This is a genomic window from Chryseobacterium pyrolae (assembly GCF_025153485.1).
Taxonomy (GTDB): domain Bacteria; phylum Bacteroidota; class Bacteroidia; order Flavobacteriales; family Weeksellaceae; genus Chryseobacterium; species Chryseobacterium antibioticum.
On sequence record NZ_JANZQH010000011.1, the window covers coordinates 1 to 18,802 of the forward strand.

21 protein-coding genes are annotated in these 18,802 nt (G+C 33.1%); 11 read left to right on the forward strand and 10 right to left on the reverse strand.

The genetic code is table 11. The features are described from left to right. The first annotated feature begins 167 nt into the window (after window positions 1-167). On the forward strand, window positions 168-533 hold the full coding sequence (locus tag NZD88_RS18660; protein WP_259831264.1) for a protein NO VEIN domain-containing protein: 366 nt from the start codon (window positions 168-170) through the stop codon (window positions 531-533). A gap of 445 nt (window positions 534-978) precedes the next feature. Here the strand turns inward: NZD88_RS18660 and NZD88_RS18665 are convergent, their stop codons facing one another. From NZD88_RS18665 to NZD88_RS18690, 6 genes are all read right to left on the reverse strand, one after another. After that, window positions 979-1,419 carry a hypothetical protein gene (locus tag NZD88_RS18665; protein ID WP_062161377.1) on the reverse strand — a complete coding sequence of 147 codons (441 nt, stop codon included), beginning with the start codon at window positions 1,417-1,419 and terminating at the stop codon, window positions 979-981. 276 nt (window positions 1,420-1,695) lie between these two features. Further along, window positions 1,696-2,091: a hypothetical protein gene (locus tag NZD88_RS18670; RefSeq protein ID WP_259831135.1), complete on the reverse strand. Its 396-nt coding sequence runs from the start codon at window positions 2,089-2,091 to the stop codon at window positions 1,696-1,698. Continuing rightward, on the reverse strand, window positions 2,078-4,159 hold the full coding sequence (locus NZD88_RS18675) for a hypothetical protein (protein ID WP_259831136.1): 2,082 nt from the start codon (window positions 4,157-4,159) through the stop codon (window positions 2,078-2,080). Before NZD88_RS18675 ends, NZD88_RS18670 begins: the two co-directional genes overlap by 14 nt. Next, window positions 4,152-5,657, reverse strand: coding sequence for a tyrosine-type recombinase/integrase (locus NZD88_RS18680; protein ID WP_259831137.1), 1,506 nt, complete (start codon window positions 5,655-5,657; stop codon window positions 4,152-4,154). Before NZD88_RS18680 ends, NZD88_RS18675 begins: the two co-directional genes overlap by 8 nt. Further along, window positions 5,650-6,798: a site-specific integrase gene (locus NZD88_RS18685; protein ID WP_259831138.1), complete on the reverse strand. Its 1,149-nt coding sequence runs from the start codon at window positions 6,796-6,798 to the stop codon at window positions 5,650-5,652. The genes NZD88_RS18680 and NZD88_RS18685 overlap by 8 nt, the downstream gene beginning before the upstream one ends. A 154-nt stretch (window positions 6,799-6,952) precedes the next feature. After that, the gene (locus NZD88_RS18690) at window positions 6,953-7,546 is read right to left on the reverse strand and encodes a hypothetical protein (RefSeq protein WP_259831139.1); all 594 of its coding nucleotides are present in this window, start codon (window positions 7,544-7,546) and stop codon (window positions 6,953-6,955) included. Between the two features lie 271 nt (window positions 7,547-7,817). Here NZD88_RS18690 and NZD88_RS18695 point away from each other — a divergent pair, with 271 nt between their 5' ends. From NZD88_RS18695 to NZD88_RS18725, 7 genes are all read left to right on the forward strand, one after another. Beyond that, window positions 7,818-8,687 (forward strand): DMT family transporter, encoded by an 870-nt coding sequence (locus NZD88_RS18695; protein ID WP_259831140.1) that lies wholly within the window; start codon window positions 7,818-7,820, stop codon window positions 8,685-8,687. 126 nt (window positions 8,688-8,813) lie between these two features. After that, window positions 8,814-9,692, forward strand: a complete 879-nt coding sequence (locus NZD88_RS18700; protein WP_259831141.1) for a YDG/SRA domain-containing protein — start codon at window positions 8,814-8,816, stop codon at window positions 9,690-9,692. A gap of 109 nt (window positions 9,693-9,801) precedes the next feature. Beyond that, window positions 9,802-10,125 (forward strand): ArsR/SmtB family transcription factor, encoded by a 324-nt coding sequence (locus NZD88_RS18705; RefSeq protein ID WP_259831142.1) that lies wholly within the window; start codon window positions 9,802-9,804, stop codon window positions 10,123-10,125. A gap of 108 nt (window positions 10,126-10,233) precedes the next feature. After that, window positions 10,234-10,692: an SRPBCC family protein gene (locus NZD88_RS18710; protein ID WP_259831143.1), complete on the forward strand. Its 459-nt coding sequence runs from the start codon at window positions 10,234-10,236 to the stop codon at window positions 10,690-10,692. Window positions 10,693-10,811: 119 nt separating this feature from the next. Further along, window positions 10,812-11,390 carry a YdeI/OmpD-associated family protein gene (locus tag NZD88_RS18715; RefSeq protein ID WP_259831145.1) on the forward strand — a complete coding sequence of 193 codons (579 nt, stop codon included), beginning with the start codon at window positions 10,812-10,814 and terminating at the stop codon, window positions 11,388-11,390. Between the two features lie 17 nt (window positions 11,391-11,407). Further along, a complete protein-coding gene (locus NZD88_RS18720) occupies window positions 11,408-11,806 on the forward strand; it encodes a DoxX family protein (protein ID WP_259831147.1) in 399 nt (132 codons plus the stop codon). Between the two features lie 54 nt (window positions 11,807-11,860). Continuing rightward, window positions 11,861-12,418, forward strand: coding sequence for a DUF4256 domain-containing protein (locus NZD88_RS18725; protein WP_259831149.1), 558 nt, complete (start codon window positions 11,861-11,863; stop codon window positions 12,416-12,418). A gap of 178 nt (window positions 12,419-12,596) precedes the next feature. On the opposite strand, the gene NZD88_RS18730 is transcribed toward NZD88_RS18725, so the two are convergent. Continuing rightward, entirely contained in the window at window positions 12,597-13,556 is a 960-nt protein-coding gene (locus NZD88_RS18730) for a hypothetical protein (RefSeq protein WP_259831150.1), read from the reverse strand. 222 nt (window positions 13,557-13,778) lie between these two features. Here NZD88_RS18730 and NZD88_RS18735 point away from each other — a divergent pair, with 222 nt between their 5' ends. Both NZD88_RS18735 and NZD88_RS18740 read left to right on the forward strand, forming a co-directional pair. Beyond that, complete coding sequence (locus tag NZD88_RS18735) at window positions 13,779-14,279, forward strand: hypothetical protein (RefSeq protein ID WP_259831151.1); 501 nt, start codon at window positions 13,779-13,781, stop codon at window positions 14,277-14,279. A 96-nt stretch (window positions 14,280-14,375) separates the two neighbouring features. Further along, window positions 14,376-14,696, forward strand: a complete 321-nt coding sequence (locus NZD88_RS18740; protein WP_259831152.1) for a hypothetical protein — start codon at window positions 14,376-14,378, stop codon at window positions 14,694-14,696. Between the two features lie 68 nt (window positions 14,697-14,764). Here NZD88_RS18740 and NZD88_RS18745 read toward each other — a convergent pair whose 3' ends face one another. Beyond that, window positions 14,765-15,799, reverse strand: a complete 1,035-nt coding sequence (locus NZD88_RS18745; RefSeq protein ID WP_259831153.1) for a threonine aldolase family protein — start codon at window positions 15,797-15,799, stop codon at window positions 14,765-14,767. Window positions 15,800-15,884: 85 nt separating this feature from the next. On the opposite strand from NZD88_RS18745, the gene NZD88_RS18750 reads away from it, so the two are divergent. After that, the gene (locus NZD88_RS18750) at window positions 15,885-16,538 is read left to right on the forward strand and encodes a metal-dependent transcriptional regulator (protein ID WP_259831154.1); all 654 of its coding nucleotides are present in this window, start codon (window positions 15,885-15,887) and stop codon (window positions 16,536-16,538) included. A 148-nt stretch (window positions 16,539-16,686) separates the two neighbouring features. On the opposite strand, the gene NZD88_RS18755 is transcribed toward NZD88_RS18750, so the two are convergent. Together NZD88_RS18755 and NZD88_RS18760 are read right to left on the reverse strand one after the other, a co-directional pair. Then, the gene (locus NZD88_RS18755; protein WP_169233109.1) at window positions 16,687-17,826 is read right to left on the reverse strand and encodes a hypothetical protein; all 1,140 of its coding nucleotides are present in this window, start codon (window positions 17,824-17,826) and stop codon (window positions 16,687-16,689) included. A gap of 27 nt (window positions 17,827-17,853) precedes the next feature. Then, window positions 17,854-18,756 (reverse strand): TssN family type VI secretion system protein, encoded by a 903-nt coding sequence (locus tag NZD88_RS18760; protein ID WP_259831155.1) that lies wholly within the window; start codon window positions 18,754-18,756, stop codon window positions 17,854-17,856. Window positions 18,757-18,802: the final 46 nt, after the last annotated feature.

Consider the following 18,802-nt stretch of genomic DNA (forward strand, 5'->3'; position numbering starts at 1 on the left):
ATTATATATAAATATTTTAAAATCAATTAATTACGACTTAAAACAAACATTTTGTCCTATTTTTGGTTTGAACCCAACCTAAAGAAAATGAAAAAACTAAAGGACTAAAAATTGATTATTCTAATCGCTCAAAAAAGTTTAAACGTATTGGAGACAGAGGTGAACAAATTGTTTTAAGAGCCGAAAGACAATTTTTAAAGAAAAATGGCAAAATGGATTTGGCAAAATTAGTTGACCAGGTTTCTGATAGAGATGATAGTGCTGGATATGATATAAAATCCTATGATTTAGATGGAACTGAAAAACTAATTGAAGTTAAATCAACTTTAAGAAAGATAGGAAAGACTAGTATCTTTCTTTCTGCAAACGAGTTACAAGTTGCCAAAAATAAGAAGAATTATTATTTCTATATTATTTACGAGGTTGGGAGTACAAGACCCAAAATATGGAGAATTAAAAGTTCGGATTTATTAGAAGATGAAAATATAGTGAAAGAACCTATTTTATTTAAATTGAACATGAGTACAAAATAAACTGGGAACAATGTCAGTGGAATAAAATGAAGAGTTGGTGTAAAATTCAAATTAAATTTTCTGCTTCGATTTCAACCACTTAATCATTCTGAAAATAGAAATAGTTAAAGTTAATCTCAAAAAACGATCATTAAGAATTGAATGGTTTTATTGCAATAATAATTCATTTAATAAAAAAAATAATTTTGAAATGTCTTTAGAAAATGTAATTATGTTGAATAACGAGGAGTTTTACCCCAAGTCTTTCTATGATTTTAAAATTGAGGACCAAATGACATATTTAAATTTTGGAAAATTTTATTTAAATGAGGAATTAGAGTATTCTCATTATAGTTCAGAAATTGATGAACTCCTAAGGAGATAGCTTTATATATATTTATCTGATGAGAATTAAAAAAAGAGGCTTTAAGCAATATCAATACTTTTTTTTAACCTTGAAATATTTTTAAAATTTGGATTTTAAAAAATCATCTTTCTTCCTCTCTTTATACATATGCTTTTCTTTAGGTTTATTATTTTCATCCAACCATTCTTTTTTACCCCAAACAGTGTCTTTATATGCTTTAGAATATTTGTAACTTACTAAATTAGATATTGTTTTTTTCTTTTTATTAAGTATAATAGAGATCTTTCCTTGTAGTCCTACAATATCATTGTGCTCCTTATTATACTTTAAAAAAAGTTGAGATATTTCTTTATTATGAAGAAATCTATTCTCCTTGTTTATTATAAAAAGTATCTGATCTAGATAATTGTTCTGAGGAAAAAGATGATGATCATTTTGCAAACTATTTTCATAGTTATACAAGTTTATTAAAATATCAATTCGTTCAATTATGCCTTGGTATAACTTTTTTTCATAATCTAAAAACTGGGGTACATCCATAGTAAATTTATTTAATATTAAATAAATAATATATTAAATAAAAAGCGTGGCACTAAGCACAGTCTGTGTAAGAGGTACCGCTAAGAACCCACAATCCAGAAAGACTTAGCCCACGCCGATATAAGGCACGGGCGTAAGTCTATCGAATTTGGATTGTTATGAAAATTAGCGGTTTTCTTACACCAATACGATAGCTTACGCTTGATATTAATTTCTTAAAAACAAAGATATAAAAAGATTTCGGTTTATATAAATTGAATAGGAGAGACAATTATATTAAATTCTCAATGGTATCATTATCTCTTCAACATCTAACCCCTTGGCATTTAGGTTATAAATTATTGCAGCCATTTTTAGAATTAAAACTTCTTTCTCTTTTTCAGATTCTTCAAGTTTTTCCTTATAATAATCAAGCTGTTCCTGTAAATTTTTCCTTTTTCTTTTACCTGTAGAATCTAACCCTATATTTTTCAGCTGCGTTATTCTGGCATTATCAATTAATTCGGCTCTATTATTTAACAACAATGTACTACGACTTTTTAGTCCAAGTTTTTTTAAAATAACTGAGCGTGAAATAGGAGAGAGAGCAAATCCATCATTTAGCATTTCATTTAAAATTTTCTTAAGATGAATATCAATTTCTTCTCCTCTTAACTTCTTATTTTTTTCCATTAATTAAATCCGTTTTTTTATTCGTATTCGAAAAATCAATTCCATTAGGAAATAATTGATGCTTTACACCCTTAGTTGCTAACTGCTGAACAAATTTCATGTTTGACAATTTTTTTTCGATATCTAAAATCCAGATATCAGATCCAAAGTCTCCTTCACCTTGATTTTTCATTTGCTCTAAAGCTTTTTCAGTACTATCAATTAGCTTATTTAGATTATCAATTTCATGCTTAGATCCGGTCAAATTTAGATTATTACAACCATTCCAACACTGCAAATGTTTTGGACATGGACTTAGGCTAAAATCATTAGAGCATGCACCAAAAGGAGTAATATGTAATGCATTTGTATGGGTACTAATAAATTCCTCAGCTATTACCAAACCTTGACTTTGTTTTAGTTTATGATAAGTATCTGTTAAATCTCCAATAATTGTTTTATCTCTAATACCTGTACGGAGAAAATTAATTTTCTCTGCAACTGAATTAAACGTAATAAAGTCTTTATGTACTTGTGTTGTCTCTTTAACTGTTAAATGTTTATATACTGTATTTTGATCAATTAACTGCCTTCCTAATGCCAAAGCTTGGTTGATATTTGACATTCCTGCTAATTCATACAAAGTATTTCTCCAATGTCTTGGCTGGTGGCTTGTAATTTTTATTTTACTCCCATCTGCTTCTTTTAAACCACGTCTTTCAAAAATTGATTCTGTTTTAGAACCACTCCCTAATGCCGCATTTATATCTTCTAATGTCAACTTACAAGGAACAACTCGAAATGTGTTTGCTTTTCTCTTAAACCTAAATGCACCTTCAAATTTTATAGAAAGTAAATCTCCAACTCTAAGAATTACTTTATTATTATCTTTCAATATGATGTTGCTTTCATATTTTTTGAAAAATAAATTTTCAATATCACCTGCTAAATAATAATGCTGGCATATTCTTTTTCCAGAATTATTAATGGGGTGCTTAATCTTTTTATCAATAGAATGTATTGCAATATTATTCCTTTTTAAGTATAAACTAAGATTATACGTATTTTGAAATCCTAAATATTGCAATAATCTAACATCTGAAATAATTTCATCCTTGTCATATTTCCACATTCGATTATATTGCTCTTGAAACTTTGCAACTTTTCGTACTTCTTCTGTAAACACTTTTAAATCATTGACTGCTCGATATGCAAATTGGACATCCTGCTCTGCAAGCCAGTGAACTCGTGATTCAAATTTCTTCTCAGCATAATATCTTATGCCTACATCTTTAATTGGTTTCTTTTTAGCATCTAATATTATTTTCCCATTCTCATCTTTTTTTTCTATTTCAACCCAACAATCATATGGAATATATGTTACCTCATTTGCTCTTTGTCCCATTGCAATTAGAAGGTCAATTGTTCTAAGAAGAATTTTTTCATCATTATTAATTGGTTTATTAGTACAAATTGCATAAGCAACCATTGCTTCATAAGAAGGAAGTTTTTCTTTACCTATTCTATCATCTTCAGAGTTTAATTCTGATAAACTTTTATAATCATGATAATAATGATTATTTTTCTCACAATTAATATAATTTATTGCTAGGGGAGTTATATCTAATTTGTCTAATAAGTCAGCTACTACTTTCAAATTAGCCGCTGCTTCATATATTTTTTTAAATTTATTTTCCTTTAAATCATCAATAACTTGATCGAAATGCCATTTTGTTAGCTGTACAGGGGAAACCTCATTTCTATTCTTCAAAACAACAGATAATTGTCTACATGCAATCACATAGTTTCTTATTGCCATAAATCCGACTTTTTTTGATCTATATAGATAGATTGCCAAAGCTTTTGTAAAATCACCAAATTCTTTCGGCATTTGAGAATCTAAAACTCTGGTTTTAAACTTATAAAGATTAAAATTAATGTGATGATCACTTCCTCTGTGAAACAGCCATTCTTTGGTATTCCATTGCATAGCATCCCAACTATCACTAATTGGGAGACTATTAAAGAATACTTTTTCTTTCTCTACAAAATTTACTAAGTTTTCATAACATACATTTATATTATTCATAATCTTTTATGTAGTTAATAATCTTTTTGACAGCAATAATTGTGTCTTCAAGCTGCCCAATTGTACGGTTATATTTTACATCCCCAGAACTAGTTCCTATATCAATAAATTTTTGGATATTTTCTTGTAATCCTTTTAATACTTTCTTATGTTCACCATCTTTAAAAGGATTAAATTTATCACATGTATAACAAGAATAAACTGGATTTTTGGGGCAAATCTTATCCAATGTACATCCACCTATTTCACCAATATATTGCATACCAGCAATGCCTTTGACCCATTTTTCTTTTTCAATATCAGATTTATTGATAACCTTCCCCGTGGTGAACATTTTCATTATATCAATATAATTATTATTTTTCCCTAAAGCTCTCGTTTTTATTTCAGCAATTTTGGGGGTAGCGGCAATGTATGCTCTTGCAGGAACAGTAGAGTTATGCCCCATTATATCGGCAATAATTTCAGCCGATGCACCTTGATCTGCTAATGACTGTGCAAGATTATGCCTTAATTGTATTGTTGATTCATCAATATCAAAATCTCCATGGATCTTTAACTGCTTAGAAATAATTATAATTAATTTTGTTGCTGATAACCTCTTACCTCTTTTATCTATAAATAAAGCAACATTATTAGGAAAAAACTCTTTTTGCAGATAAATTAGTCTTTCAATTTTATTCGCCAAATTTTCGCTTATCTGTCTATTTCTTACCTCTTTTTCACTCAGAAGTCTTTTTTTTGACATTGAGAGAAGTAATGATGAATAAGAATGATTTTCACCATTGATTCTTTTAAAATCTATATGATTTAGCATATAAATTTGTGATGGTCTAGGTGCTAATTCAAAGCACAATTGTAATAATACTAAATTTTGAAGATCATTGATTTTTAATAAACTATATTGTTTATTACTGTTAAAATAATTTACAAGCTTTAAACACTTTTTCTCTTCCAAATAAGTTTGACGTAAAAAAATCTTACTATACTGATTTTTTTGGGGCATTTTAATATCATTTATTTCAGAGAGTATATTTTTTTCAAAACCTTCAAATTTTTGATTATACCCCCATTTATAAAATGATTTTAAACAATAATAACTATTGGGATATTTTACCATTATAATATTAAAAAAATTAAGGATTTCGGCTAAATTCCATGGGAAGAATTTAAATTCATTATAATTATTTAATTGACGTAGGAAGGGGATATATGAATTTTTTATTGTTGTTGGTGAAAGATTTCTAAATTGACAATAGAAAAAACCTTTTAATAACTCTTTAAGTTCAACACTTATATTTTTATAATTATCCCAATGTATACAAGCTACTTCTCCATTAACATTAAATTTCCAATTATCAATGTCAATATTAAGTATCATATCTAAACCTGTTGGATCCTTACCGTAGATCATATCAACACCTAGAAAATAGTATTTGCTATCATTTGATACTATATTTTGGACTAGTTTCTTATTTTTAAAATTTCTTTTATTCATAATATTGAGAAATTCTTTTGATATTATGTCCATTAGATAATTCCCAAATATATTTTCCCGTATAATGCAAAGGAAGTGAGGAATTATTTTTCCAACCGCAAATTTTCCTAAGTTCATCTTTTGCTCTCTCCATATCATAATTATGTACTTCTATTAAGTACTTTAATAAATCATACGCAAAAGTATGCCTTAGAATGTGTGGAGTAATTTTTTCCCAAGTGGGAGAGGAAAGTATACCTACATTATTTATTTTATTAAATACATCATAAATAGCATTTATTGAAATAGGATCATTGTTTTTTGCTGTAAAAATATATGGATGACTGATTTTTGAATTATTCCTACGGTCTTTCTTAATATATAATAATAAGTTTTCATATAAATTTTTAGAAATTGCTACTAAACGATTAGATTGGTCTGTCTTAATACTTGGTCTTCTAGTTCGTTTATCTGTTGCCATATATTCATGTCGACCAATAACTAAATAGGGGACATCAGCAATGATCTTAATGTCTAATGTTGTCAAATTAAGAAGTTCACCGATCCTAATCCCAGTATCAAGCAAAATTCTTAATATTAAGTAATTACGATTCTGCAAGAAAACTGTAAATGGATTTAAATCAGAATTTACTTGAATAATTTCATGTAAAGATTTCAATTGTGAAGATGTCAAACTTTTAAATTGCAATCCAGTATTATTTCTTCTTAAAATAAATGTATTAAAAAAATCATCCAAGTTTACAGACTTAATATAATCAATATCAATTGGATTAGCGTTTCTATTCAAATGTCTATCAATAGACCATTTTATATAGTTTTTAATGCAATCAAGCTTTATTATTTGGTTTTGAATTTTAATCTCATTTTTAAAAATAAATAACTGAGCAGATCTACCAAATTCACTGAAAAATATTCTAAAATCTCCATTTAATAAAATATTATCAAGATTATAATCCAATATTTTAAAAGCATTGTATAATTCTCGAATTGTTATTAAATAGGAATATTGAGTATTATATCTAAGTCTTATGAATTTTGAAGTAATACAGAAAATAAAAGTATGTAACAAGGGTGTACCATCATCTTTTATTAATAGTGGTAATCTTTTATATGAAACTTTATTAAAAGTTCTAATAAACATACAATTAATTCATTAATATAAATATAGTAATTAATTAAATATTAAGCTTTTAATTAATATGAACAAATATGCCACCATGAATAATTTAACATAATATAAATTATAGGACAAAATAAACTTCCGAGATCATACCCCAAAAAGACATCTATATCAGCTACTTCCCAAATTTCCGCTCCATATACTCTTTTGTAACTTCTGTAAATTCTTCTCTGGTCATGTATCTGTCCAAAAAGTTTTCCAGACTTCCTTCATTCTCAATCTCCTGGAAATACGTTTCATGGTCTGTACTGTAGACTGTTGGATTCATTGGGTCTGGATCTGTTGTACATACAAAATAATGATCCGGATATCCGTAGGAATAAAATAGACAGATAAAATCCATTTCTGTTCCCTGTACAATTTCTCTGACTTCAGATTCCTCTACAAATCCCTCAAGCTCTCCATAATCTTCTGAGCCTTCTTTAAATGGCGTAAACAACCAGCTCTTATGAAAATCCTGTCCATAAAAAAATTCATGATTTGAAAAATAATGTTCCAGCAGATTTTTGTAGAAAATTTCCCTGCCATTCATGTACAAATCTTTGTTCTTGTCATAGAACTCATCAATCCCGTAAACATCCCATTCTTTATCATACAAATGATTCCTGAACGTTATGCTCTGCCAATTTTCAGCAAAACTCTTAGTTTCGCTTATATGATCTGTATGTCCGCCTAAAATATTCAGTTTTTCTATTATCTTCGTATACATTATGTTAAATTAAATACTGTAAATTATTTAAAATCAATGCTAAATTACATTATTTTTGATGTCATCCATATCTTCCTTTCAAAGGTTTTCGCTATATTTGATCTCAATATTCTAGATATGAACCACGCGAGCTGTTTGCCTCCTCCAAGATTCTAATATTTTCAAATTTATTTGAAGTATGCTCATGCCGTTAAATTTTTATTGACCTAAAGGGTAATGCTTCAGATTCTTACAAAAAAATATTAATTCAAATCTTTACAGTTCATTCTCAATGAAAAAATCATATTTGCTATTGCATCTGGCCGTGATACTGGCTGGCTTTACAGGCGTATTCGGAAAACTCATATCTCTCAATGAAGGATTACTGGTCTGGTACAGGCTTTTATTTTCCTCTGTCATTTTATTTGTTATTCTAAAACTGCTGAGAATCCCCTACACTATTTCTGCACAGGAAAAAGTGCGTATAATGAAAGCTGGGCTGCTCATCACATCCCACTGGTTATTTTTCTACGCCAGCATCAAGTACTCCAATATTTCAATTGGCGTAGTTTGTTATTGTCTGACCAGTTTCTTTACCGCTGTATTCAAACCTTTGATCGATATGGAGAAATTCAAAACCTCAGAATTGCTTCTCAGTACATTTACGTTATTAGGAATCAGCCTGATCTTTCACTTTGACACTTCTTATCAGCTGGGAATTATCTTAGGCGTTATTTCTTCCGCTTTTGGGGCACTTTATACCATTTATAATAATCGGCTGGTGAGACACTTTGATACGAAAGTCATCAACTTTTACCAGATGATTGCCGGAACTCTAGGCCTTGGAGCATTGTTGCCTGTTTACCTCCTCATTTTCCCGGCAGATAGCATAGTCCCTGACTTAAAAAACACCGCTTATTTGGGTATTTTAGCGCTTTTTTGTACCGTAGGATTATATGTGGCATTTGCGGAGGTTCTAAAGAAAATTCCTGCCTTCACCGTGAATTTAACCTTTAATCTGGAACCAGTCTATGCAATTATTATGGCGTTCTTATTTTTTGGCGAAAGCAAAGAAGTTGGTCTTTCATTTTATATAGGAATTTCATTGATCATTGCTTCGGTTATGCTACAGACGCTGATTTCAATTCGGAAAAAGTCTTAGTTAATATAATCAATGAATCGATCATATTAACAATATCAATATGTATACTATAAATTTTAAATCAATAATTTAATTCACTATTATTTTTTTCACTTAAAATTATATATTTGCTCATTACATAAACATATGAGTAAACCCATTATTTTTGGTGAGATTGAAGGTATTGATGAAGGGTATCATTTTAATAATAGAAAAGAAATGATGCCAACGAGTTTTCACAGAAATTGGGGGACAGGAATTGATGGCAATGGAAAAGATGGTACCGCTGCCATTGTTATTTCTGGAGGATATGAAGATGATTTAGATCTTGGTGAAGAAATTGTTTATACAGGTGCAGGTGGTAATGATGCTAATACAGGAAAGCAAGTAAAAAATCAATCTTGGGAAAATAGAGGTAATGCAGGACTTTTAGTAAGCATGGATCAAGGATTACCTGTAAGAGTTATCCGTGGTTCGGCACATAAATCTGAGTTTTCACCTCAAAAAGGTTATTCTTATGCTGGATTGTATAGTGTTGTAGAAGCTTGGGAAGAAATAGGAAAAAGTGGTTTTAAAATTTGTAGATTTCGTCTAAAATATTCTGGTAATAGTCATGTAAAAAAAGCAATTCATCAAATTGAACTAGATTATTCTCAAAGAGCAAAGAAAAGAACCGAAAGTACTGTCTTAAGAATCGTAAGAGATACCAAAATTGCATGGCAAATAAAAAGATTATATAACTTCAAATGTCAAGTTTGCCAAGTTGCTATTCCTACAAAATCTGGTCACTATGCAGAGGGAGCGCATATTAAACCATTAGGAAAACCACATGATGGAGATGATAACCCAGATAATCTTCTTTGCCTTTGCCCTAACCATCATGTAATGTTTGATAAAGGTGTATTTTCTATTACAGATCATTTACAACTCATTGGAAATATAACGGGTGAATTAGCAATGAATTCTAATCATCTATTAAATATTTCAAATTTAAAGTATCATCGTCAAATACACGATTTCGAATAAACTGTTAACCTCTCATCATCAATATTTTGAGAGGCTTTTTTATATTTTCTCAAAAAAAACTTGCGTAGTCAAATAACTTCATTTACATTTGTAGTCAAATAACTACACAATGAATTTAAGAAGAGATGTATTCCAGGCTATCGCAGACCCTACCAGAAGATCTATCCTGATGCTGGTGGCCGCGCAGTCCATGACCGCCGGGGCCATCGCTTCCAATTTCGATACCGCCAGACCTACCGTTTCCAAACATCTTCAGATCCTTACAGAATGCGAACTGCTAAGGTCTGAACAGAACGGCCGTGAAATTATCTATCACCTTAATCCCAATAAAATGAAAGAAATAGCCGATTTTATAGAACCTTTCAGCCAAATGTGGGACGACCGGTTCAACAAGCTGGAAAGTATTATGAAAGTTTATCAGAAGGGGAATTAGATTTTAGACTTCAGATGTCAGATTTCAGACTGTTGCAGTCGAAATTAGAACTCACAACTCTTATACTCTAATACACTCAAACTCTCAAACCCAAAACATCCTCAAAATATGGAACTCAAAACAAAAATTCACGCCGAAGACGGCAAACAGGAAATATTCATCACCAGAGAATTTGATCTTCCGGTTGAACTGCTTTTCAAAGCCTACACGGAAGCTGAAATTGTTGAACAATGGATGAGCACCAAAGTCCTGAAACTGGAAAACCATCCACATGGCGGCTACCAGTTTGAAACGTCCAATCCTCAGGGCGATGTCGTTTTCCGGGCCAACGGAACGATTCATGAATTTGTTCCCGAACAGAAAATCACGAGAACTTTTCAAATGGAAAATACACCTTTCCCTGTTCAGATCGATTTTTTGGAATTTGAAAAACTGACCGATACCACCAGTAAAATCACCATCCACACCGTTTACAAATCTGTTGATTTCAGAGACCAAATGCTAAAACTACCCTTCGCACAGGGACTTAATATGGCACATAACAGACTGGAAAAGATTTTTAAATAGATGTCAGATATTAGACGTCAGATCCCAGATATTGGAAGTTAGAAGTTGACATACCCTCAATACCCAAAAACTCTAAAACACTAATACCCTACTATTCTCAAACCCTCAAACACACCACCATGAATCCAAAAATTGATTTTTTCTTTGATAATGCCAATCAATGGCAGAAAGAATTTGAAAAATTAAGAACCATTATTCTGGGCACTGGCCTTGAAGAAGAACTGAAATGGGGCTGTCCATGCTACACACATCACAGCAGAAATATAGTCCTGATCCATGGATTTAAAGAATACTGTGCCCTGCTCTTTTTCAAAGGTGCTTTATTAAATGACACCGAAAATATTCTGATCCAGCAAAGCGAAAATGTACAGGCAGCGCGACAGATCCGTTTTACGGGTCTTAAGGAAATCACAGATCTTCAAAAAGTAATCCCCACCTACGTTTATGAAGCCATAGAAGTAGAAAAATCAGGGATAAAAGTTCCTATGAAGAAAACAAAGGAATTTGATATGCCTGAAGAATTTCAAAATAAACTGGATGAAAATCCCGAATTAAAAGAAGCTTTTGAAGCCCTCACCCCCGGAAGACAGAGAGCTTACCTGCTCCACTTTTCTTCAGCCAAACAGTCTAAAACTAGGGAAGCAAGAATTGAAAAATATATTCCACAGATCCTTACCGGAAAAGGACTAAACGATTAACCATAAAAAATCTACTCATGGAAACACAGAACAAATCACAAAAAAGAAACAGAATCATTTACTGGATCTTCACGATCTGGATGGCACTGGGAATGGTATCAACAGCCATAGTCCAGCTGATGAAAAATAAAGATGAATTGGCCAATTTCACCAACCTCGGCTATCCTGCTTACCTGATGACCATCATCGGAGTATGGAAAATTCTGGGCGTTATCGCTGTACTGATCCCCAAACGCCCGCTGCTGAAAGAATGGGCTTATGCCGGATTTTTCTTCGTTATGTCTGGCGCTTTTATTTCGCATATCATTATTGGTGATACTTTCGGGCGAACTTTTCCGGCCTTATTATTGTTGATTTTAGTGGGTATTTCCTGGTATTTCAGGCCAGCAGACCGAAAAATTTCAACAGACCATTAAAATAGATCTCAGGAACATCTGAAATATTCAAAAACAACCAAAACAAAACTTAATATGAACCAAAAGAAACTAACAGCCGAACAAAGCGGAGCACTTTTAAAGGTTTTAAAAAACCGTTTTGAGAAAAATATGAACCGCCACAAAGGCCTGAATTGGGAAAAAATCCAGCTAAAACTGGAAGCCGCCCCCGAAAAACTCTGGTCATTGAATGAAATGGAGGAAACGGAGGGTGAACCCGATGTAGTCAGCTATGACAAAAAAACAGACGAATACCTCTTCTTCGACTGTTCCATCGAAAGCCCGAAACGCAGAAGCCTCTGCTACGACTACCAGGCCTGGGAAGCCCGGAAAGCGAATAAACCGGAAAGCAATGCCATTGATAAAGCTTCTGAAATGGGCATCGAATTATTAACAGAGGAGCAATATCGCCAACTTCAGGAACTGGGAAAGTTTGATGTAAAAACATCAAGCTGGGTAAAAACACCTGCCAATATTCGCGAATTAGGCGGAGCCATTTTCTGTGACCGCCGTTATAATACCGTTTTTATGTATCATAATGGGGCAGATTCTTATTATGCTGCGAGAGGTTTTAGGGGAATGTTGAGAGTTTAGAGAGCTTTATTTGGTTCGGGTTTCAAGTTCCCGGTCCTCAAAACTTGTATTTTCTAATATTTGATTAAATATTAAACTCCCGCGGATTTCGCAGATTCTATTTTAATGCTGTAAAATTTATTAATCACTAAACGGAAGCATCTGCTCAATCTGTGAAATCTGCGGGAGATAATTGAAGCTAGTTATTTTTTAGCCAGGGAGATTCTACACTCCAGAAAATAATATTCACGCCCAGATAGTTTTCAGCGTAGTCTACAAACTCTTCTTTGGTAAAAGGCTTCTTAGTTTTCGGATTTTTATAGGTTAAGGTCGGCTCTTGTACCGCCATGGCCACTAGGGACAATTTTCCTTTGTACTGGTTAAAAAACGGATAGGAATTTTTCATCTGAGCATTTTTGTTCGGAACAATATCCGGCCCGCCTAATCCTATATTATTGTTATTAGCAAATTCGAATAACCTCAACATATATTGATGGTCGTTCTCCCATTCACAAGGGAAAAAGTTGACATATTGTAAAACATAAGATTTTTTGAAAGCATTTCTGGCAAATTTTAAATTATCCAGTTCAGCCTGAAAATAACGATCACAGCTGAAGCCCGTTTTATCTCTTTTCATGTCAATATCGATGGCCGTTTCCGGTAAATTGATTCCCTGAATTTTTCCATCAAACTTTTTAGCCAGCTCTCCTATCAACTTCTGATACCTTTCTTGAACTGCAGGATTCCACTGTTGTGTTACCCAGCCATTTCCGATAGGTTTATTTTCGCCCGGATTATCATATTGAGGTACAAGGCCGCCGGTATATTCTTTTTCATTTAAAATGTAATCCGGAACATATCTGGCTTCTGGTTCAAAAAACCTGTCCTGAAGCTGAATGAATAATTGTCTGTCTAATTGGGTTAGATATTTTAAATCATCTTCAATTCTTGAAAAATCGTAAACATCTTTTGAAGTTTCCAACGATCTCCAGTTGTATACAATCTGTACTCCGCCAATATCTTTCCGTGTAATCATTTTTTCGATGCTTTTCAGATCGCCTGATGAAGTGTAAATATAGTTTTGCGGAGTCTGTGCCGTAAAATAGTGTAATCCAAAAATAAGCCACCCAAAAAGGGCAAGTTGAAATGAACGTGTCATAAGTATAAAATATAAGCTATCATTCATCACTTTTCGTGCCTAAATTCTTCCTACCCGATAAAAATGCTTTTGAAAAAATATTATCAATCCTATGTATTGAAAAGAAATTATAAATTATTTTTATGGAGAATTATTCCTATTTGTATCTAATATTCTTTCATATTTAAATACTATTACTAATTTAGTAGATTGAAATTTGAATTTAATCTAACAACATTAGGTATGAAAAAATTAATCTTACTGGGTTCAGTATCGGTTTTTCTTGTAAACTGTAATAAAAAAACAGAAACACCAGCTCCAAAGGCTGAAACCGACACTACTGCGACAGTTGAGCCTGTAGTAGATACACTGGGGCCAAAATCATTCTGCTATATGGGCGTTACCGGAAAAGACAGTGTTTTTGCATCCATTGATGATAATCTGGGAACCATTACCGGAAAATTAAGCTATAAAAACAGCGAAAAAGACAGTTCAAAAGGAGATGTAACAGGCTTTAAATCAGGAGACACCTTGAAACTGACTTACGAATTCCAGTCTGAGGGTACAAAAAGCAAAAGAGATATTTTCTTCATTCAAAAAGACAATATTTTAACGGAAGGAATCGGGGATCACAAAGAGGAAGACGGACAATCCAAGTATGCCGATGAGAAAAAGATCAGCTATAAAGACGGCCAAAAACTGGAGAAGACCGACTGTAAAATCGTTGCTAAAGCTTTAAAGTAATCTAAAAACTAAATTATTCTCTGTTATTTGAAATATTCTGCATGGTATTTGCTATTTAAGAGTTTCGCACTTATAACAAAAAAACTATCAATAATCATGCAGCACATCAATGTAAGGCCATTTTCAAAAACTGAACTCATTGAAGGACTCAGGAAAACATTTCCTAAATACAAAATCCAGACAAGTTTTGGAGCATTGCAGGTTCGGACCAGCGGTTTTACTTTAACAGGAAACGTGAAAATAGATGCTCATCCGGAATCCGGAAAAATATCTACACAGACTCAACTGGATTCTACTTTTTTTCTCATCCTGTTTTTCCCTATCGGACTTTATGTGATGATGAAAAAAGAGAAAATAAGAAGACTTGAAAATGAAGTCATTAAAGGAATAAAGAAAATACTTGCTGAAGACCAATAGTTACGGTCTATCAATTAAAAAGAATACAAATGTGGCTTAGGAACTCTAAGCCACATTTTCTTTATATTTTACGGAAGTTCTTTTTTAATGATCTCTATAAAACGTTCTACCGCTTCATCACCCGTATTCCATGAAGTAATCAGGCGGATGGCAGAAGATTTCTCATCAATTTTCTTCCATACGAAAAATTCAAAATGTTGTAACAGCATTTCGATCAGTTCATTGCTGATAATCGGGAAAATCTGATTGGTATAAGTATCAGACAGAAACTGCACTCCCCTTTCCGTCATCGCATTTTTAATTTTCATAGCCTGAACATTCGCATGTTTGGCAAGATCAAAATACAGGTCATCTTTCATCAGCTCCATAAACTGGATTCCAAGAAGTCTTCCCTTGGCGAGTAAGGCACCTTTCTGTTTAATATTAAATGCAAAATCCGGCTGTAACTCTTTATTATTAATCACAATAGCCTCTCCTATCAATGCGCCGTTCTTGGTTCCGCCCAGATAAAAAATATCCGTCAGTTCCGCTACTCTTTCCAAGGTAAGATCGTTGATTTCACAAGTCAGTCCGTGTCCTAATCTGGCGCCATCCATAAACAGATACAGCCCCTTTTGACGGCAAAATTCTGAAAGTTCTTCCAGTTCCTGAGCCAGATAAACGGTTCCCAGTTCTGTAGAATTTGATATGTATACCAGCTTCGGCATGACCTGATGCGGAATATTACTATGGCTTTCCAAAACAGGAATAATATCAGAAGGTCTCAGTTTCCCGTCCTGCGTATCAATACTTAAAACTTTGTGTCCCGTAGCTTCAATAGCTCCCGTTTCATTATTTAAAATATGGCCTGGTGCTGCAGATATAACACATTGATAAGGCCTTAGAATAGCAGAGATCACAATAAGATTGGCCTGTGTTCCTCCGGAAACCAAATAAATTTCAGAATCTGGTTTTTTAATTTTCTCTTTAATGAGTTTTTTGGCCTGCAGAGAATATTCATCTTCTCCATATCCGGCTTGTTGCTCAAAATTCGATTGTACAAGTGCTTGTAGAATATTCGGGTGGCATCCCTCAGAATAGTCGTTTTTAAATGAAAATTTCATAGAGTAAAATTAAAAAAAGTTAAAATAACAAGCCCTAATTTTACATAATATTTTGTTAGATTTGTATTGAAAATCATCTAACATTTTGAAAACGACATTAACAGAAGAAAATTATCTGAAAGCTTTGTTTCATTTAGTTGACAATGAAGGGAAAGTGACGATTAATGAGCTTAGCAAATTTTTAGGCGTTAAAATGCCTAGTGTCAATAACATGATGAAAAAATTTGCCGACAAAAAATGGGTTATCTACGAAACCTACAAACCTTTGGGGGTTACAGAAAGTGGAAAACGCGAAGCTGCGTTGGTAGTCCGTAAACACAGACTTACTGAGATGTTTCTTGTGAAAAAAATGAACTTCGGCTGGGAAAATGTTCATGAAATTGCAGAACAGCTGGAACATGTACATTCACAGGTCTTTTTTGATAAGATGGATGAGATCCTGGATTATCCCAAATTTGACCCTCATGGAGAGCCTATTCCTGACAAAGATGGAAATATTATTGCACAGGATCTTCAGAAACTAAGCGGCTGTACAGCTGGAGAAACCGTAACCTTTGCTTCCGTTACCGTTTCTGATGATGGTTTCTTAAGTTATTTAAATGAAAGGAAACTTCTTCTGAATACCAGAATCAAGATCATTAAAATTGAAGAATTTGATAAATCAATGACCATAGAAATTGGTAACAATAAAGAAGTGATCAGCAGAAAAGCCACTGAAATTATATTGGTGAAGAAGTAAAAAAAGACATCATATATGTCAAAAACTCCAATCTGGTGGCTAAGATTCTCGAAGCCACCGGATCCCAACAATATTCTATACTAATAATTTTTTCACATAAAAAAATCCCGAAATTGAAGTTCGGGATTTATATTATTTATTGTTTTCATTAATCTAAAACGCTCCAGCCTCTCTTCGGATTGGTATTTGAAGAAACTTCCTGTTCGTTAACGATGATATTTTCTTTTCTCTGACCGATGTAGTCAAGCTCGCTCAGTTTAGAGAAAATGATTTCCAGGCTGCGAAGCATCTGCTGGATGTACAGCAATGGTTCTCCGCAATTGTGATGGTCATAATTGGTTTCTGCCACAATAGAAAGCTGGTTCAGTAATGTATGGGGTGCAATCTCGCTCCATTCCAAACTATAATTCAGCATTTCTTCCAGTTCGGCAGGTACCAGAAGCTGGGTAGAATTATAAAGATGAAGCGCCAGTTTTGCAAATGATTCAATTAAAAATACAGGTGGCTGCCATGGAATAATATTTCTGAACTGGAAATACATATCTCCAAACGTATTCACCAGAGTAGTACAAAGGAATTTAACGTTTTGGGCCAGTGCCGTATTTTGGTTTTTATGAGATGCCTTTTGAATGATCTTAAAGGCATACTGCTGAAGGTTTCCTATAGATTTTGCATAGCTGCTGTAGTAATCGATCAAAACAGGATGGCTCTGAATTGAGGTACACGGCGGAATAAAATTAGAATCTACCTGGGCAATATTCGCTTTTAAATCTACTTTTCCGATAATCAGATAATTCCCTCCGGAATAGCTGCTGTTGAGTGAAGTAACGGGAAGCAGTTCGATGTGGTGATTGGGCTGTGCATTTGGATGACGGGGTGGAATTTCCTCAGGGTCAATATCTCCAAAAGGCACCTTATCAAAAGGATTCACAGAGATAAGAATATAGTACTCTCCATCTGCCTGTTCTTCGGCCATAGATTTTGCCAAAGATTTCACGCTGACTCTCCTATCGCTTAAATCTATACGGTAACCCGCCATGGTAATCGCGCTGCATCTTTTGATAACAAGCTGTACATCATTGGTTGCGGTATTATGAACATCAAAAATTGTTTTGTCTGTAAATTCGTTAGAAATAGGCAGAAGTCCATAATTATATGTGTTGATCCCAAGTGAACTGGAATCTCTGATCGTATCAATTAAAAAATTGTCCTGATCATTAAGGTGTCTCTGGGAAACTTTCATCCCATCCACCCAATTGATCGCAAAATGTTTAATAGGCTGTATCATATGTAATACTTTTTAAATTTTGTGTGGTTATGATTTTTTCAATACTCCTTCTTCCTCATGCTGAATCACTCTTTTGCAGATCACGACTTCATTTTCGGAAATGCTGTTGGTAGAGATATCATGGTCGAAATCAATATATTTTCTAAAACTGAAAAATGATTTTTTGGTGTAAAAAATCCAGTAATAAGGTTCTTTTTCTATATCGGAAAGATGGATGATAGAGTTTGGGTTTTTATGGTTATAATCGTCCACTACTCTATAGAACCAATCCCCGAATGTTACCCCGGTCGGCAGTGTTTTAGCTTTGATTCTAAATCTGTTTGTATCTTCCAGATTTTTGCTTAATTCAACATTCAATACCATTAACCTGTCAAAATCAACCCCTTCAAAATCAGGCAATTTCTGGTCAGGAGAATATCTCCATGTCTTATAGATGTCAAAAGGAATACTGATAAACTGAACATAACAGTAATAAAATACCATGGGAACAACGAAGATCACCATACTTGTGGCTGCCATTACAGCATATCCCGCTCCTTTGCTTATCCAGTTAAAGATCAGGGTAAATAAAAATCCGCCGAAGGCAATACACGTCAAAGAAAGTATGGATTCAAACAAAATACTCATTCCTACTGAGTCAATATGCTTTCTGAAATATCTGTGCAGCAAATTAACATGAATAATCCCAAAAATAAGATAGAAAACCTGTGCAATAAGGTACCAGTAAGGATTAAAAAGATTTCCGGCAAAACCAAAAATCCCGGGCAGAGCCAGACACAGACTGCAGAGAAGGACATATATAATAATTACTTTAATTTTGATCGCAGGTTTGTTTCTTCTGAGCAGGCCCAAAATAAACATCATAATTACCGCGATTAAAGGCATTAAAATATACCTTAAAAAAATACCTTTTACTGAAGAAATTTCCATTAGTTTCTTTTCAAATTTATACTTGGTTGGTCGTTGTAAATATAAT